This window comes from Cloacibacterium caeni, assembly GCF_907163125.1.
Lineage (GTDB): Bacteria > Bacteroidota > Bacteroidia > Flavobacteriales > Weeksellaceae > Cloacibacterium > Cloacibacterium caeni_B.
In genome coordinates, this window is the sequence record NZ_OU015319.1 from 1,273,690 (window position 1) to 1,290,450 (window position 16,761).

Sequence of the window (16,761 nt, forward strand, 5' to 3'; positions counted from 1 at the left end):
TTTTTATTTGTTTTTAACGAATTTACTTATTTATTTCTAAAATCAAAGAAGATTTTGCAGGAATAGTTAACAAATTTTTAATTTGAACCGTAGCATCTTTCATTACGTCTTTTGCTGTAAAACTAGAAGGAACCATTTCTTGGAATCTATTCATTTCGATGGTTTGTTCTTTATCACTGCTGTTGATCACTACCATTACTTTTTCCTCATCATTATAACGGAAATAAACGTAAACATTTTTCTCTGGCGAAAAGTTTTTGGTTTTCCCATTGTGGATAACATCTTTAGACTTTCTCCAGTTTAATAATTTTTGGGTATAATCAAAAAACTCATTTTGCTCTGGTGTTCTAGAAACAAAAGCATTTTGAGCATCACCTTTCCAACCTCCAGGGAAATCTCTTCTGATGTCTGCGTCTCCTTTGTTTTTATCACCACGCATTCCTATTTCTGAACCATAATACAATTGCGGAATTCCTCTAATGGTAGAAACAATCGTTAATGCCAATTTGTAATAAGCAGGATTTCCGTTGAACATTTCATTGATTCTAGGAGTATCATGATTTTCGAAGAAAACCATCATGTTTTTAGGATTTGGAAATAAGAAATCACTGGCAAAAGAATTGTAAAGTCTAATCATACCTTTGTCCCAATTTTCTTCTTCTTGTAAAGCTTTTGGAAGATTTTCATACAACATAAAATCCATTACCGATGGCAAATTAGAATTGTAATTTTCTATTTCGCCTACTTTAGAATCTTTTTGCCAGAAAGCGATTTGAGCTGGGTCATACATCCAAGTTTCGCCTACAATATTGAAGTTAGGATATTCATCTGTAATCGCTTTACACCATTTTGCCATTCCATCTTTGTCGTTATAAGGATAAGTGTCTACTCTATAACCGTCTAACTGCGCATATTCAATCCACCAAATTGCATTTTGAATTAAATATTTTAAAACCAATGGATTGCTTTGGTTAAGATCAGGCATTGTGGTATCAAACCAACCATCTAAAGCGACTTTTTTATCAACATCAGCAGCATAAGGATTCATTTGAGAATTGGTTCTGTAGTTAGAACGTTTGAAACCATTCTTTCCATCTTCAAACCAATGAATCCAATCTTTAGTAGGCAAATCCTGAATCAACCAATGCGAAACTCCCCAGTGATTGGTCACGTAATCTTTCACCAATTTCATGTCTCTTTTTTTGAGTTCAGTAGAAAGTTCACGGTATTCTTCATTGGTTCCGTATCTCGCATCTATTTTGTACAAATCAGTCTGTGCATAACCATGATACGTATACGCTTTTTCATTGTCTTCACAAACTGGAGTAAGCCAAAGTGTAGTCACTCCAAGATTTTTAAGATAATCCAGATTATTGATAATTCCTCTTAAATCACCACCATGTCTTCCTCCTTCGCTTTTTCTGTCTGCTTTTTCGATGAGAGCTTTGTTAGAATCATTTTTTTCATCGCCATTGGCAAAACGATCTGGCATAATCAGGTAGAAAACATCTTTAGAAGTATAAGATTCTCGCGCAGATGAATTAGGCGTTCTTTCCTTCAATTCATACTGATATGTACTGATGGTTTTCTTACCGTTTTTAAGGAAAATTTTGAATTTAGGCGTGTTAATTTCATTAGTATTAATGGTGATAAACACATAATTAGGATTTTCTACCTTCGTTAAATCCTTAATCTGAATTCCATCTGAAAGTTCTATGTTTTGTTGGGCAATATTTTTGCCATATAACAAAATCTGAAGCTCAGGATTCTTCATTCCTTTCCACCAAAAAGCAGGTTCTACTCTTTGGAATTGAGCAAAGGAAAATGTTGTGATGAACAGAAATAAAAATGTTAGTTTTTTCATTTTTTATAAGTTTTGGCTAAAGCCAATTATATTTTTTTATTATTAGACGGGCTAAAGCCCGTCTCTATTTAATTGGCTTTAAAGAAATAGCATAACCACCACTTCTTGCAAGGTGAACCTTAATTTTAGAACCATTGGTTACTACTTTTTTGTAAATATGATAAGCTTGCGGATTTTTTTCGTAATCAGCATTTTTACCATCTTCGTAAATAATAGCTTCATATTTTTTTCCTTTTTCTAAGAAAGAAAAATCTACAGTGAAATCTCTAGCATATTCGTCTGTAACACCTCCTACAAACCAATTTTCTGAACCTTTCGCTTTTCTAGCAGTGTGAATATAATCCCCTGGTTCGGCTGATAAAATTTTGGTATCATCCCAATCTACCGCTACATCTTTGATGAACTGGAAAGCATCTAAATGTCTTTCGTAGTTTTCTGGTAAATCACAAGCCATCTGAAGTGGAGAATACATCACCACATATAATCCTAATTGTTTAGCTAAAGTAGTATTGGCAAAATTTTTACTGTTAGCATCATAATAATTGTATTGTGTTTGGAAAATTCCTGGAGTGTAATCCATTGGTCCACCCATAAATCTTGTAAATGGCAAAATGGTAGTATGGTCTGGATTGTTTCCTCCCATTGCTTCGAACTCTGTTCCACGAGCAGCTTCTGCAGCAATCCAATTCGGATAAGTTCTGCTTAAACCACTAGGACGAACACTTTCGTGAGAATTAACCATGATTTTATATTCTGCAGCTTTGTCTACTACTCTTTGATAATGGTTAATCATCCACTGAGAATAGTGATGTTCTCCTCTAGGAATAATATTTCCTACGTAACCCGTTTTCACCGCGTCATAACCATGTTCTTTCATCAATTTAAAAGCTGGATCAAGCCATCTTTCGTAATTGGTTGCTGAAGCAGATGTTTCATGGTGCATTATGAGTTTCACATTTTTAGAATGTGCGTATTCATTGAGCATTTTAATATCAAAATCTGGATAAGGTGTAATAAAATCAAAAACAAATTCTTTCGATTTTCCGAACCAATCTTCCCAACCTTCGTTCCAACCCTCTACCAAAACAGCATCAAAGCCATGTTTAGAAGCGAAATCGATGTATTTTTTTACATTATCATTATTCGCAGCGTGTGTTCCGTTTGGTTTCGTTTTAGAATAATCTGTTACGCCAAGATGTACATTATCGATATTGGTATAATTCCAAGTTCCACGGTTTGGAACGAACATTTGCCACCAAACTCCAATATATTTCACTGGATGAATCCAAGAAGTATCCGTATATTTCGTTGGTTCATTTAAGTTAAAAATCATTTTAGAATCTAGCACTTCTTCTGCTTTTTCTGAAACGATTACGGTTCTCCATGGTGTTACTGCAGGAGTTTGCATATAACCTTTTGCACCTTGAGCATCTGGAGTAAGATGGGTTTTGAAATCAAAATTTTCTGAATTTACTTCAAGTTGAGAAGCGGGATAATTGATTACAGCAGCTTCTGCAAGGTTTATGTACAGTGGTTTTTCTTTACCAGAAACCTCTTTTTTTAACATAAGAGGTGATTGAACCGCATTTTTAACCAAAGTTTGAGATGCGTTACTATCAAAACTGCTTTCCCATTTTGTAGAAATCTGAGAAACCAAACTGGTTGTAGGTTTATATTCCTGGGTGTCATAATCTGCAGGAACCCACCAAGATTTTAAATCATAAGGAAAATTAAATTCAGTATCTTCTTCTTTTACAACGAAATAATTAAGATTTTTCTGTTGAGGAAACTCATATCTGAAACCTAAACCATCATTAAAAAGTCTGAACTTAACGATGATTTTTCGGTCTTCATTGGGTTGATTCAATGTAACCGAAAGTTCGTTGTAATGATTGGTATAATATTTTTTTTCTCCAAGAACGGGAGCCCAATTTTCGTTTTTAGAATCTCTGCTTTCTGCAATTTTTTCGAAGTCAGAATTGAGATTTTTACCATCTGGAAGTTTATTGACATTATCAAAAGCGATGGTATTATCTTTAAGCAATCGAAGACCTAGTTTAGAATCTTCTATGACTGTTTTTCCTTTATAATTCAGATGATAATAAGGAACTCCATTTTTCAGTTGGAAATTCATTTCGAAATTTCCGTTAGGAGATTTAAGTGTTTGTGCATTAAAAATAGAACTTGAAAAAAGCAGAGCAAAACACCATTTAGCGTATTTCATTTCGTAATTTTTTGAAGGTTTAAAAGTAAAAAAACTAAGGCTAAAAAGCAACTGTTTAGTCTATGAAATATATGTTTTATTTCATAAAAAAGCCGCAAAAAATGCGGCTTTAATATGGTTTAGTTGTTTATAATCAATTATTTTTTAACGAAAACATATCTTCCGTCGATGTCATTGAAATAAACATCATAAGTACCTGCGTTTAAAGGAATATTTGCACCTCCTTGAGTACCTTGACCAGAGAATTCTGCAGCAGCTCCCCAGTTAATATCCCAAGTACCATTAGCTCTAAATTTAGCTTCACCATTTGATGACACTACTAAATCTTTAATAAACCATTGGTGAGGATCAAAACTAGATTGTGTAAGTACAGTGCTTCCACTCCATCCGTTTAAATTACCTGCTATATCAATAGAACTGTAAGTAGTCATAGCTCCTGAATATGGAGTAATAGAGTAAGTTTTAGCAAGAATATCTACCTCAAAAGTATAATATCCTGCAGTAGAAACTGTAAATGGTTCTGGTTCACCACCATCACTGTTTGCAACAACTCCTCCTTTTAACCCCCATTGTGGTTGCCATGTATTGTCTCCTAAGATTTCTAATAACTTAAACATACTTGTTCCAAATTTTCCTGTGAAGTAAAATTTATTGGTATTTGATGCATCTCTGTAAAGAGCTTGGTTATTATTATTCGTATTCCAACCTGCAGCAGTAGCATCACCTACGAAGAATAGATTTTTGAACGCAACATAAGGTGTTACTTTAATTGTTACTACATCTGAAACTTTTTTTATTTCTGTTACAGTTTTTGTAACAGCAGTAACTCTTACATCAATATCTGTTGCTACATTTGCTTGAGCACCAGCTTTTAGAACAGCATCATTAAGTGATTTATTTGTCCAGTCTAGTAATTTTATATTATTTACTTCACCAGAAGCTATAAAATTTTCTGTACCAGATAAAGCTATTTCTACTAAATATTTTACATCTACACCATATGATGAATAATCTGCCCATACAACTTTAGTTACAATTCCTTGAGCATTTTTACCATCTAAAATAAAACTTGATCCTGATGAAGGAGAAGTAATTACAGGAACAGAAACTGGATAAGGAGTAACAGTAAAGGCAATAGTATTAGAAACACTAATATCCGTTCCTGTTCCAGCAGTTTGAATTCGTAAGTACATTTGCTTTGATGCATAAGGAGAATATCCTGCTTGCAATAAAGCAGTATTCAACTCCCCAATTGTAGTTTTATAATTATTTGTAGTTGTACTAGCTAATGTTATTGTCTTTGCAAAATCTGAAGTATCAGAAAAAACAACATTATATTTATTAGTAGTTCCAAATTTCTCCCATACTAATTGAAAAGGGTTATTTTCCATAGTAGGATACAAAACATTGCTTCCTAAAGTAGTATCATACAACTTAAATGAAGGTGCCTTTGTTGTCCAAGTAACATCATTATCATCTCTACAAGACTGTAAAAAGAATGAAAAGAGTGTTGTTATAAATAAAATTCTTAAAATATTTTTCATTTTTATAAACTTAATAGTTAAAAAGTTTTATTGTTTTTTAATAGTATAAATTCCTCCTTTCAAGTTAACCGTAATCTTATAAGAAGAACCATCACCAACAAATTTAATATTTCCATTATCTCCTTTTGGAGCAAGGAACCCTGAATTTCCTGTTGAAGAAATATCTCCCCATTCTAAACTTCCCCAAGATTTTTGCCCAATAATTTTAAATTCTGTATCAGCTACTAATGTTGTTACAAATTCATATACTCCTGTTGAAACTTTAGTCATAGTAAGTGCATTGGCTGCATCCCAACCATTTCCTCCTACATTACCAACTAAATACACCTCAGCAAAATCATAACCAAAAATTGGTGAAGCTACTGCTGTAAGTGATTTAATTTCAGAAGTTGCATCAATTGTAACTTTATAAATTCCTGTATCGCCAGTAAACTTCATATTTTCATCATCCCCAGCTGCTTTAATGATATTAGAAGAAGCTTGCTTAAAATATTTATAAGCATCTTTTATACCATCAGCATTAATACTATAATTAGTTGGATTCCAATCTTGTTGTCCTAAAAATCTAAAGTTTTTATCTTTTTCTAGATAAGTATAAATTGTAGAAAAATTATCAGATTTATAAAAAAGCTGAGCACTTCCAGCGTTCCAACCAACATAACTTGCTTCTCCTACTATATAAAAATCAGGATAAGATAACTTATAAGGTGTAATTTTAACAGATGTTATGTTAGATGTAGAAACCATAGAATTGTTAGTTCCCAAATAAGAAATAACTCTTATATACATAGTTCCTTCTACATAAGGTGTTAATCCAATAGAAACTGCAGCAGTATTCATTTGTTCTGCTGTAAAAGTAGAAGTTCTAGTAGACTCTTTTAAAGTTGTTAATGTAAAAGGTTTTGTGAATTTATTATCAGCAGAAGCTTCAACTCTATACTGAATTTCTGTAGGCACAGAATATTGAGTAGCATCCCAAAACACTGACAATGCAGGATTTTTAGGAAAATTACTATCTAATACTATTTTATCAGTTGATAAATCTACAACAATTGGAGCTTGCTTAGTCTCAATCATTGTATCATTTCTATCATCACAAGCAATTAAGCCTATTATGGCAATAATTGCAAAAGCTATTATATTAAATATTTTTTTATTCATTTTAATTATGCTTTAAGATTAATATCCTGGGTTCTGTTTCAAATTTGGATTCATAACTAATTGATCATAAGGGATAGGATATAAATTAATTGTACTAGGTAAAGCACTACCATTTACAGATCCTTTCCAATTCCAAACATACTGACTTCCTTCTAACATATGAAATCTAATTAAGTCTTGTCTTCTATGAGCTTCCCAATACAATTCTCTTCCTCTCTCATCTATCAAAAATTTAGAATTAATAGCCGCTGCTGTAACATCTGGAACGCCAGCTCTTTGTCTAAGTTTATTCAAATTACCAAGAACTGTAGCATCTAAACTACCTGCTCCATTTAAAGCACATTCAGCAACCATTAAATAAGCGTCAGACAGTCTAAACATTGGAAAATCGGTATCCACAAAATTACTACCACTTCCTCCTGCAATATAACTACCATCTCTTCTAATATTCGTAAATTTTGTAATTCTATAGCCTTGTCTATCTTTAGATAAATCGGTAATAAATTCTATTAAACCATCTCTTTTATCAAACATTGCTCTTTTGTCTGTCGAAGAAAACAATGAAATAAATTCTTTAGTTGTTTTATTACCTCCCCATTGTCCCGAAGAACCTAAATAAAATGCAGGTTGTAAATCAATATTATCTGTTTTACCGATGCCTGCTGCATTAATCAAGTAAGTCATATTACCATAAGATTGTGAATGATTAGGATCTGAGATTATTGGGAAAATAATTTCATTTGAGAGATTATTGTCACCTTTAAATGTATCTGCAAAATTACTATCAATTGTATAACCCGCATTAAGAACATAATCATCTAAAGCCTTTTTGCAATCTGCATATCTAGTTGTACCAGTATAAACTCCAGCATTAAGATAAAGTTTTGCTAAAAGCATACCTGCAGCAGCTTTATCTGCTCTACCATATACACTTCTTGCGGGTCTTAATAATGGAATTATTTCTTTCAATTCGCTTTCAATAAAATTAAAAACTTCAGTTCTTGATTTTACTCTTGGTGCTTTAATACCTGGTAAATCAGATTCATCTATAAAAGGAACATTTCCAAAATTATCTATTGCATGATAATAGTGTAGGGCTCTTAAGAATCTAGCCTCTGCTCTATAAAATTTAACTTCAGTTTTTTGTGCATCAGTAAGATTTCTAGCTTCTATCTTAGAATCTGTAGCTTCTCTTATAAATTCATTGTCTTTTGCAATGCAAGTAAATATTCTATAAAAGAAATTTTTTAAAACATCATTAGATGAATTAATGTCAACAGAAGATAATTCAATCATTCCTGCATCACCTTCCCAGCTGTTTTTAGCTTCATCAGTAATTAACTCTTGTGTACTCCACAAAACTCTAAAATAATTAGATTTACCTCCATCAAAGCCTTGTAAATCAGAAGCATCAGTAGTTTCTCCATTAGGTCCACCTTGTCCTGCAAGACTTAATTGAGCATATAATTTTGCATTTAAAGATTCATAAGTACCGAAAGGATTATTGGCAAACTGTTCTTCTACAGTAACTCTACCATCTTCTGGCACTTGCTCTAAATCATTAACACATGATAGTGAAAGTAATGAAACCCCACTAAGCAAAAATATTTTATAAAATTTATTTTTCATTTCTATTAAATTAAATTAAAAATCAAAGTTTACACCAAAAGTAAATGTTCTTGATCTTGGAAATAAATTCCAATCAATACCTACTTCTGGATCTAAACCTGAATAATCAGTAATTGTAAACACGTTCTGAACAGAACCATAAAATCTAAACTTTGTTTTAGTTCCTAAGAAATTATCAAAAACATAACCAGCAGTTACATTGTCTAATTTCATAAAAGATGCTTCTTCTAAATATAAGTCTGAGGCAAATTGAATTTGCCCAGGAGGATTTACAAATCCTGTTTGATCATAATATTTAATTGTGTTATTTACAGCACCAAAACCATCAGAATCTATAAATTTCAATGTTGCATATCTTGCTTTAACGTTGTTAAATGCATAATTACCTACGCTTGCTCTCCATACAGTTCTTAAATCAAATTTCCCCACTTGTAAAAAAGTATTCCACCCAAAAGTAAAATCTGCAATTGGTGATTTACCAGTAAGATATTTATCATCTGCTGTAATTTTACCATCTCCATTTATATCTGCAAATACACCTTCTAATGGTTTACCATTTGTATCATATACTTGCTTATATACATAATACTCATATGGTATTCTACCTGCGCTTAGAGATTGAACATAAGGATTTTCAACCAACCCATTTAATTGTCCAATTTTGTCATCTATTGTACCGCTAGAATTTAATTTCTTAACTTCCATGTCTACCCAACCCATATTAAAACCAACATCAAATTTAGTTTTATTGGTATTTACAACTTTAACATTTAAATCTACATCAATACCTTGAGAATCCATAGATGCAATATTACCATCTACTTTACTGTCTAGATTAGCACCTGCAGGTAAAAATGAGTTGTATAAAAGATCATTAATTTCTTTTCTCCAATAATCTACAGAACCAGTTACTTTTCTTAAAATACCAAAATCTAAACCTGTATTATATTGGGTAGTTTTTTCCCAACTGAATGATTTATTATAACTATTTGGATTCATTGTAGCAATATAGGCAGGTAAGGTATTATTACCATTAGGATACAATACATAATTTGTAAAAGAACTATTAACTGTATTATAAACAGCAACCGTAGGGTACCAACCTCCAACATCTTGATTACCAGTTACACCCCAACCCATACGCAATTTCATCTCACTAAAGAAATTATTATCTTTTAGCCAATCTTCTTTCTTCATTTGCCATGCAAAAGCTGCAGAAGGAAAAATTTCCCAAGTTTGTTCACTTCCGTTAAATCTAGAAGAAGCTTCGCGTCTTGCTGTAATCGTTAATAAATATTTATCAACAAATGTCATATTAGCTCTTCCAAAAAATGAAATTAAAACACCTGTATCTTTGTAAAAACCTTTATTGGTAACACTTTTTACAGGATCATTTAAATCCCTTGCGTAAGTACCATCATTTCTTAGTTTTTGGTAAGTATAACCGCCAGTAAAACCTAAATTAGTAATCACCCCAGATTTGAAATCGCTTTTATTATATTTAAAATATAAATCTAATGACTGATTATTTCTTCTTTGGTTTGCAATATCTGCATAAGCTATTTGATTACCAGTACCAGAATCAATAGCAGTAAGGTAAGCCTGATTATTATTAGTAGTTTCTGATTCTGTATATTCTAAACCAAGATTTGCAACAGCACTAAGTCCTTTTACAAAAGGTATTTTATATTCAAATTCTGAATTTCCAATAAATTGTTTTACATCTGCTAAATTCTTTTTACCTTCTAAAGTTGCTACAGGATTTACCAAACCTACGTTTTGAGGTGTAGTAACATGTCCGTTTCTAGTTTCTAAAAATTGTACAAAACCTCCATAATTTTCGTATAATGGGAGATCAGATGTTACAGGTTTTGTAGGATCCATAGCAATTGCTTGTCCTATAGCTCCAGTATCTGCATATCTGTATTTTGTTTGAGTACCTTTTGCATTAAGTGTCACCAATAAATTATCATTTAATAATTTTGGAGTTAATGAGACACCTGCATTATATCTTTCAAAATTTGATGTTTTAAGAATACCATCAATATTATTGTACCCTAAAGAAACTCTCATTGGCAATTTACCGCCAAAAACATTTCCTCTTGCACTTATATCCTGAGTGGTACCCCAAGCTTTTTGAAAAATTTGATCTTGCCAATCAGTATTATATAATACTTGGCTACCTGCTGCATCATTTATACCTAAAATATTATATTTATCTGGCAAACTAGTTTGAACAATCTCAGAAAGCTCAGTCCCAGTATAAACATCAAATTTATCCATTAATGTACTCATTTGTACATTTCCTGAATAATTAAATTTCCACTTACCTGATAATCCACTTTTAGTTTTAATAATAACAACACCAGCAGAAGCTCTCATACCATAAATAGCAGTAGCTGATGCATCTTTTAATACAGAAATTGATTCTATATCATTAGGATTAATTAAGTTTAAAGGATTACCTACACCTCCTGTTCCGTCTTTAGTAATAGGAACTCCATCAATTACATACAATGGATCAGTATTACCGTTAAGAGATGATAAACCTCTAATTCTTACAGTAGAACCTCCACCTGGAGCTCCATCATTTGTTATGGTAACACCTGCTGCTTTACCTTGCAACATTTGTTGTGTATTAACTACCGCACCTTTGTTAAAATCTTTTTCACCAAATGCAGTTACGGAACCAGTTAAATCGGTTTTCTTTTTACTACCATAACCAATTAGCACAACTTGTTCAATGTCTTTTTGTTTGATTGAATCTCTTTGTTGAGCTTCTAGCATAATTGTTCCTGCCAATAAAAAAGCTGGAGCAATTTTTAAAACTTTACTATAGTTTCTCACAAAAATAAAATTTAAGGATTAATATTCATTTTTCACATCGCATAATTTCTATTACAATTATGCACTGCTAATTTATGAAATTTTTAAATATTTATTAAATTTATCTAAAAAATGTTAATTATTTATGATAAGAATCAGTGTGTTTTGTACGAATTAAAAGCTAAAACATTGTAAATCAATTCAATTTCATTTATTATCTCACCAATGAGACAATGAAAGATTTCGCAATATTTCAAACGAATGTTTAACAATTTGATATGTTAAGCAAATGTTAAGAAAGAAAATTTTTACCAAAATATTAACCAAGAAGTCAAAATTTTCCAAAAAGGCAAACAAAACCTTATCTTTGCAAAAAAATTTCCATGCAGAAGAGAAAAATGATTACCGCTGCATTACCCTATGCAAACGGCCCTGTTCATATCGGTCATTTAGCAGGAGTATATATTCCTGCTGATGTTTACGCACGTTTCCAAAGAAGATTAGGAAGCGATGTTGCTTTTATCTGTGGTTCAGATGAACACGGAATTCCTATTACCATTAGAGCAAAAAAAGAAGGGGTTACCCCTCAAGATATTGTAGATAAATATCACGCAATCATAAAAAAATCTTTTGAAGACTTAGGCATTTCATTTGATGAATATTCTAGAACTTCATCAGAAAATCACAAAAAAACCTCTCAAGATTTTTTCTTGAAAATGTACGAAAACGGAAAATTCACTGAAGAAATCTCAGAACAATATTATGATGAACAAGCTGGCGAATTTTTGGCAGACAGATACATTGTTGGAACTTGCCCAAAATGTGGAAATGATGGAGCTTATGGTGACCAATGCGAAAAATGTGGTTCTACGCTCTCTCCTTCAGAATTAATTAATCCAAAATCTGCATTGAGTGGAAACATTCCTGTACTTAAAGAAACCAAAAACTGGTATTTACCTTTAAATGAATATGAAGATTTCTTAAACGAGTGGATTATTGAAGGACATAAAGACGACTGGAAACCTAATGTTTATGGACAAGTAAAATCTTGGCTCAATGATGGTTTGAAACCTAGAGCAATGACCAGAGATTTAAATTGGGGTGTACAAGTTCCACTTCCTGATGCAGAAGGAAAAGTGCTTTACGTTTGGTTTGATGCGCCGATTGGTTATATTTCTTTCACCAAAGAATGGGCAGAAAAAAATGGTAAAAATTGGAAAGATTATTGGCAATCAAACGATTCAGACTTAATTCACTTTATCGGGAAAGACAATATTGTATTCCACTGTATTATTTTCCCTGCAATGATGAAGGCTCACGGAAAATACATTATGCCAACTAATGTTCCTGCTTTTGAATTTTTAAATCTTGAAAATGACAAGATTTCTACCTCTAGAAATTGGGCAGTTTGGGCGCATGAATATGTAGAAGAATTCCCAGGTCAACAAGATGTTCTTCGTTATGCTTTGATTTCTTCTGCTCCAGAAACTAAGGACAACAATTTTACTTGGAAAGATTTCCAAACCAAAAACAACTCTGAATTGGTAGGGATTTTTGGGAATTTCATCAATAGAGTTGCGGTTCTTATTCACAAATATTATAATGGAGTGATTCCTGCAGGAAATGAAAACGCAGAAGAACTTTCTGAAATTTCTAAAGCTGCAAAAGAAATTAATGAATACCTAAGCAAATATGAATTCAGAAATGCTCTTTCAGCTTTAATGAATTTAGCACGTTTCGGAAATCAATATCTTCAAACCGAAGAACCTTGGAAAACCATCAAAGATAATCCTGAAAAAGCAGCAAACTCATTGTTTGTAGGAGCACAAATTGCAGTTGGTTTAGCACAATTATGTGAACCATTTATGCCTTTTTCTTCGGAAAAATTATTGAAAATGTTTAACACTGAGAAAATTTCTTGGCAAGAAGTGGAAAAAGCTAAAGTTTTCGTAAAAACAGGTCACACAATCAATGAAAGTTCTCTACTTTTCTCAAAAATTGAAGACGAAACCATTGATTTCCAAATTCAAAAATTAGAAAATACCAAAATCTCTAACGCAAAAACCAATCCTAAAGCCAATCCCATGAAAGAAGAAATCACTTTTGACGATTTTACCAAAATAGATTTAAGAACTGCCACTATTTTAGAAGCTGAAAAAGTAGAAAAAGCAGACAAATTATTAAAACTAAAAGTAGATACCGGAGTTGATGTAAGAACCGTAGTTTCGGGGATTGCAGAGAGTTTTTCGCCAGAAGAAATCATTGGGAAACAAGTAATGATTTTATTGAATTTGGCTCCAAGAAAAATCCGTGGAATAGAATCTCAAGGAATGCTTTTATTGACGACAAAACCAGACGGAAAATTGAGTTTTGTAACGCCTGATGAAACCGTAGAAAACGGAATCGAAATAGGCTAAAGTCAGAAGACAGAAGTCGGAAGATTATAATATGCTCTCGCAGATTGTGCTGATTTTGCAGATTTTTCTGTACACTTCACTTCATCTGCGAGTTTTTTTTATTTTAAATTTTCAAATTTTTGTTTTTCAGTTAATTGCAACGCAATCATCAGCTAAATCAGCTAAATCTGTGAGAGTTTTTTTTGTATTTTAGATTTTCAAATTTTGTTTTTCAGCTAATTGCAACTCAATCATCAGCTAAATCTGCTAAATCAGCGAGAATTTTCATATTTCCGAAATCTTTTTTTATTTTTGGATATCACACTTTGTCAAAGTTTTTGCGAAGCAAAGGAATCTTTGACAAAGTTAAATGTATTACCATGAAACTTTTAAAATCACTTCTACTCTGCTTTTTATTTTTTGGATTGGGGAATTTTAAAGCTCAAAATTTATTGTTAAATAATTTTGATAGAAGAATTAATTTTTATCAGCAACAAAAATATAAGTTAAAAGCAAATTATCTTAACAAAAGAAAAAGTCTAAATTTATCATATGAATTGAAACAAAACTTAAAAAAATTAAGTATAAATTATTTTGCTAAAATTAATAATGAGTTAAAAATAATTAATAAAATTTCTAATGACTATGAACTTTACAAAGCCATTACTCTAAAGTCTTTAGGTGAATCTTATCCAGATATCAACGCAGTTTTCTTTAACAGAGGAAATCTTTTATCTGATGAAAAAATCTCAGATGAAGAAAAACAAAAATACAATGCTCTTTTTCTAGAAATTGCCAAACAAATTCCAAACGAAACCTATATAGAACTTTCTAAAATCACAGATGAAATTAATCGTGATAAATTTGCATTAACGATTCCTTATCGTTTTGAAATTTTTCAAGATTTATTTGATGAAAACCAAAGAAAAAGAATAGACATCATCAATTTTCTACTTTGGAATGTAGAATAAACCTTATTTTAACGTAAGTTGAGCCAAATAAGAATCTTCTAGTTGTTCAATTTTTTGAATTTTAAAACCATTAGCAATCGCTGCATTTTCTAAGGTGTTAAACCCAAATTCCGCAATAGAAAAAAAAGAGTATTTTAGTATTCTAATATCCAACTGCGTAGCAGTAGAAAAAAATAAGCGATGAAATTCGAGCTATCCTTTACCAATAAAGAGATTACGCCTTGGGGAGGCATGGTGTTTTTAAAGCAAATGTTGGACAAAATCGGCTTTAGAGAGCAAATTGAAAAATGCGAATCTTTACCTGTGTCACTTTCCAATAATTCTTATAAAAAAGAAGTTTTGCTTGAATCTTTTATTACGAGTATTTGGTGTGGTGCCAATCGTTTTTTGCACACAGAAATTACCCGTGCAGATAAGGCTCTTGGGGAAATATTTGACTGGCGAAAGACCCCTGCTCAGGACGCATATAAACGCTATTTTGGCAAGTTTACACAACACATCAACCAGCAAGTTGGGCATTATTTTTTCAGTTGGTTTTTTCAGAATTTGAACCTCAATTATTTTACGTTAGACATTGATTCATCTGTAATTACTCGATACGGAGAGCAAGAGGGAGCAAAAAAAGGCTACAATCCTAAGAAAAAAGGAAGAAACAGCCATCATCCTATCATTGCATTTGTGAACGATGTAAAGATGGTCGCTAATTTTTGGCTCAGGAGCGGCAATACTTCTTCGGCAAATAATTTTGTAGGATTTTTAGAAGAAACACTCTTAAATTTTGGGGATAAGAAAGTAGGATTAGTTCGTTTGGATAGTGGTTTTTTCCAGAAAGACATTATGGATTATCTTGAATTAAAAACACTCCAATACATCATCGCTGCAAAATTTACTCACCCCATTCAACACTTGATAGACCAGCAAGATTTTTGGATAAAAGTTGATGAGGGCATCGAAATTTGCGACAAATATTATCAAGCAAAAAACTGGGAAAAGCCAAGAAGGATAGTCATTGTAAGGCAAAAAATAGCACAACGGCCGAATGCGGCAGGCCGAATATTAAGCCTGTTTCCGGAAGATGAAATCCATAGAAATTATCGCTATTCAGCCTATATTACCAACCAAGAACAATCGGCAACAGATGTTTGGAGAACGTACCGAAACAGAGGCGATGCAGAGAATCGAATCAAGGAATTAAAGGCAGATTTTGGAGCCGAAAGTTTTAACCTTAAAGGCTTTTTCCCTACAGAAGCTGCACTTATATTTTCGATGATTGCTTATAATCTGATGTCAATTTTCAGACTGTTTGTTCTTCAGGAAAAAACGCAGAAAACATTATCTACACTACGATATAGAACCTTTGCTATTGGAGCTTATTTTGAAAAAGTAGGTGACACACTCAAACTGAAGATTGCACTCACCAAAAAACGCAGAAAATGGTTCGTCGGAATTTGGGATTACCCCATAGACTTATCTCAAAAAATTTCAACTGCGTGATTTGGGTTAAAATCTAAATACAACCATTTCATAGGTTCTTCAGATTCTCCTTTGTAATGCAAATAATAATCTAATTCTCCGTAAAAACCTGTTGCAGGAACCAGAACTCCACCATCTTCATCTTGGTCATACATATACAAAATATCTGTACTATCTAAGAGAATTTGTCCGTTTTCAGCAACTAAACTTTTCAGTTTTTGCAAGTATTGGTCAATGTGTTCTAAACTTTGAAAAATTCCAGTTCCATTCATCAAAAGCAAAACGGTATCAAAATTCTTTTCAGAAAATTGAAGCAAATCTTCGCATATGGCATTTTTTACACCTCTTGCTTTACAAATTTCAATAGATTTCGGAGAAATATCTAGTGCTGTTACTTCTAATTTTCTTTCATTTTGCAGATAAAGGCTATGTGAACCCGCTCCAGAACCTACATCTAGAACCTTACCAAAAGACAAATCCAATGCTTTTTTTTCTAAAGCATTCATTTCTTGATAATCTCTGAAAAGATAAGAAACTGGCAAATCATCCAACTCAGAAATAGAAGTTTCGGTTTGTAAATCTTCAGGATTTTCTTGGTAATAATAATCCCAAATTGCGCGTCCCATTAAGTCTTTCATTTTGCAAAAATATTAATTAGGAATCACATAATTTA

Annotated in this window: 10 protein-coding genes; 3 read left to right on the forward strand and 7 right to left on the reverse strand. The window is 32.2% G+C overall.

Annotated elements, in window-relative coordinates:
• Window positions 1-22 precede the first annotated feature (22 nt).
• The 6 genes from KKQ79_RS05860 to KKQ79_RS05885 all read right to left on the reverse strand — a co-directional run bounded on the left by KKQ79_RS05860 (window position 23) and on the right by KKQ79_RS05885 (window position 11,269).
• Window positions 23-1,864, reverse strand: a complete 1,842-nt coding sequence (locus KKQ79_RS05860; protein ID WP_213189337.1) for a glycoside hydrolase family 13 protein — start codon at window positions 1,862-1,864, stop codon at window positions 23-25.
• Window positions 1,865-1,928: 64 nt separating this feature from the next.
• Window positions 1,929-4,088 carry a glycoside hydrolase family 97 protein gene (locus KKQ79_RS05865; RefSeq protein WP_213189338.1) on the reverse strand — a complete coding sequence of 720 codons (2,160 nt, stop codon included), beginning with the start codon at window positions 4,086-4,088 and terminating at the stop codon, window positions 1,929-1,931.
• A gap of 137 nt (window positions 4,089-4,225) precedes the next feature.
• Window positions 4,226-5,632: a SusE domain-containing protein gene (locus KKQ79_RS05870; RefSeq protein ID WP_213189339.1), complete on the reverse strand. Its 1,407-nt coding sequence runs from the start codon at window positions 5,630-5,632 to the stop codon at window positions 4,226-4,228.
• 27 nt (window positions 5,633-5,659) lie between these two features.
• A complete protein-coding gene (locus KKQ79_RS05875; RefSeq protein ID WP_284070057.1) occupies window positions 5,660-6,793 on the reverse strand; it encodes a SusE domain-containing protein in 1,134 nt (377 codons plus the stop codon).
• 18 nt (window positions 6,794-6,811) lie between these two features.
• A complete protein-coding gene (locus tag KKQ79_RS05880) occupies window positions 6,812-8,422 on the reverse strand; it encodes a RagB/SusD family nutrient uptake outer membrane protein (RefSeq protein ID WP_213189341.1) in 1,611 nt (536 codons plus the stop codon).
• Window positions 8,423-8,437: 15 nt separating this feature from the next.
• Window positions 8,438-11,269 carry a SusC/RagA family TonB-linked outer membrane protein gene (locus KKQ79_RS05885; protein ID WP_213189342.1) on the reverse strand — a complete coding sequence of 944 codons (2,832 nt, stop codon included), beginning with the start codon at window positions 11,267-11,269 and terminating at the stop codon, window positions 8,438-8,440.
• Between the two features lie 362 nt (window positions 11,270-11,631).
• Between KKQ79_RS05885 and metG the strand changes: the two genes are divergently transcribed.
• The 3 genes from metG to KKQ79_RS05900 all read left to right on the forward strand — a co-directional run bounded on the left by metG (window position 11,632) and on the right by KKQ79_RS05900 (window position 16,109).
• Entirely contained in the window at window positions 11,632-13,665 is a 2,034-nt protein-coding gene (metG, locus tag KKQ79_RS05890; RefSeq protein ID WP_213189343.1) for a methionine--tRNA ligase, read from the forward strand.
• Between the two features lie 359 nt (window positions 13,666-14,024).
• Entirely contained in the window at window positions 14,025-14,615 is a 591-nt protein-coding gene (locus KKQ79_RS05895) for a hypothetical protein (RefSeq protein ID WP_213189344.1), read from the forward strand.
• Window positions 14,616-14,795: 180 nt separating this feature from the next.
• Window positions 14,796-16,109, forward strand: coding sequence for an IS1380 family transposase (locus KKQ79_RS05900; RefSeq protein WP_213188815.1), 1,314 nt, complete (start codon window positions 14,796-14,798; stop codon window positions 16,107-16,109).
• Here the strand turns inward: KKQ79_RS05900 and KKQ79_RS05905 are convergent.
• Window positions 16,088-16,726 (reverse strand): class I SAM-dependent methyltransferase, encoded by a 639-nt coding sequence (locus KKQ79_RS05905; protein WP_213189345.1) that lies wholly within the window; start codon window positions 16,724-16,726, stop codon window positions 16,088-16,090. The genes KKQ79_RS05900 and KKQ79_RS05905 overlap by 22 nt on opposite strands.
• Window positions 16,727-16,761: the final 35 nt, after the last annotated feature.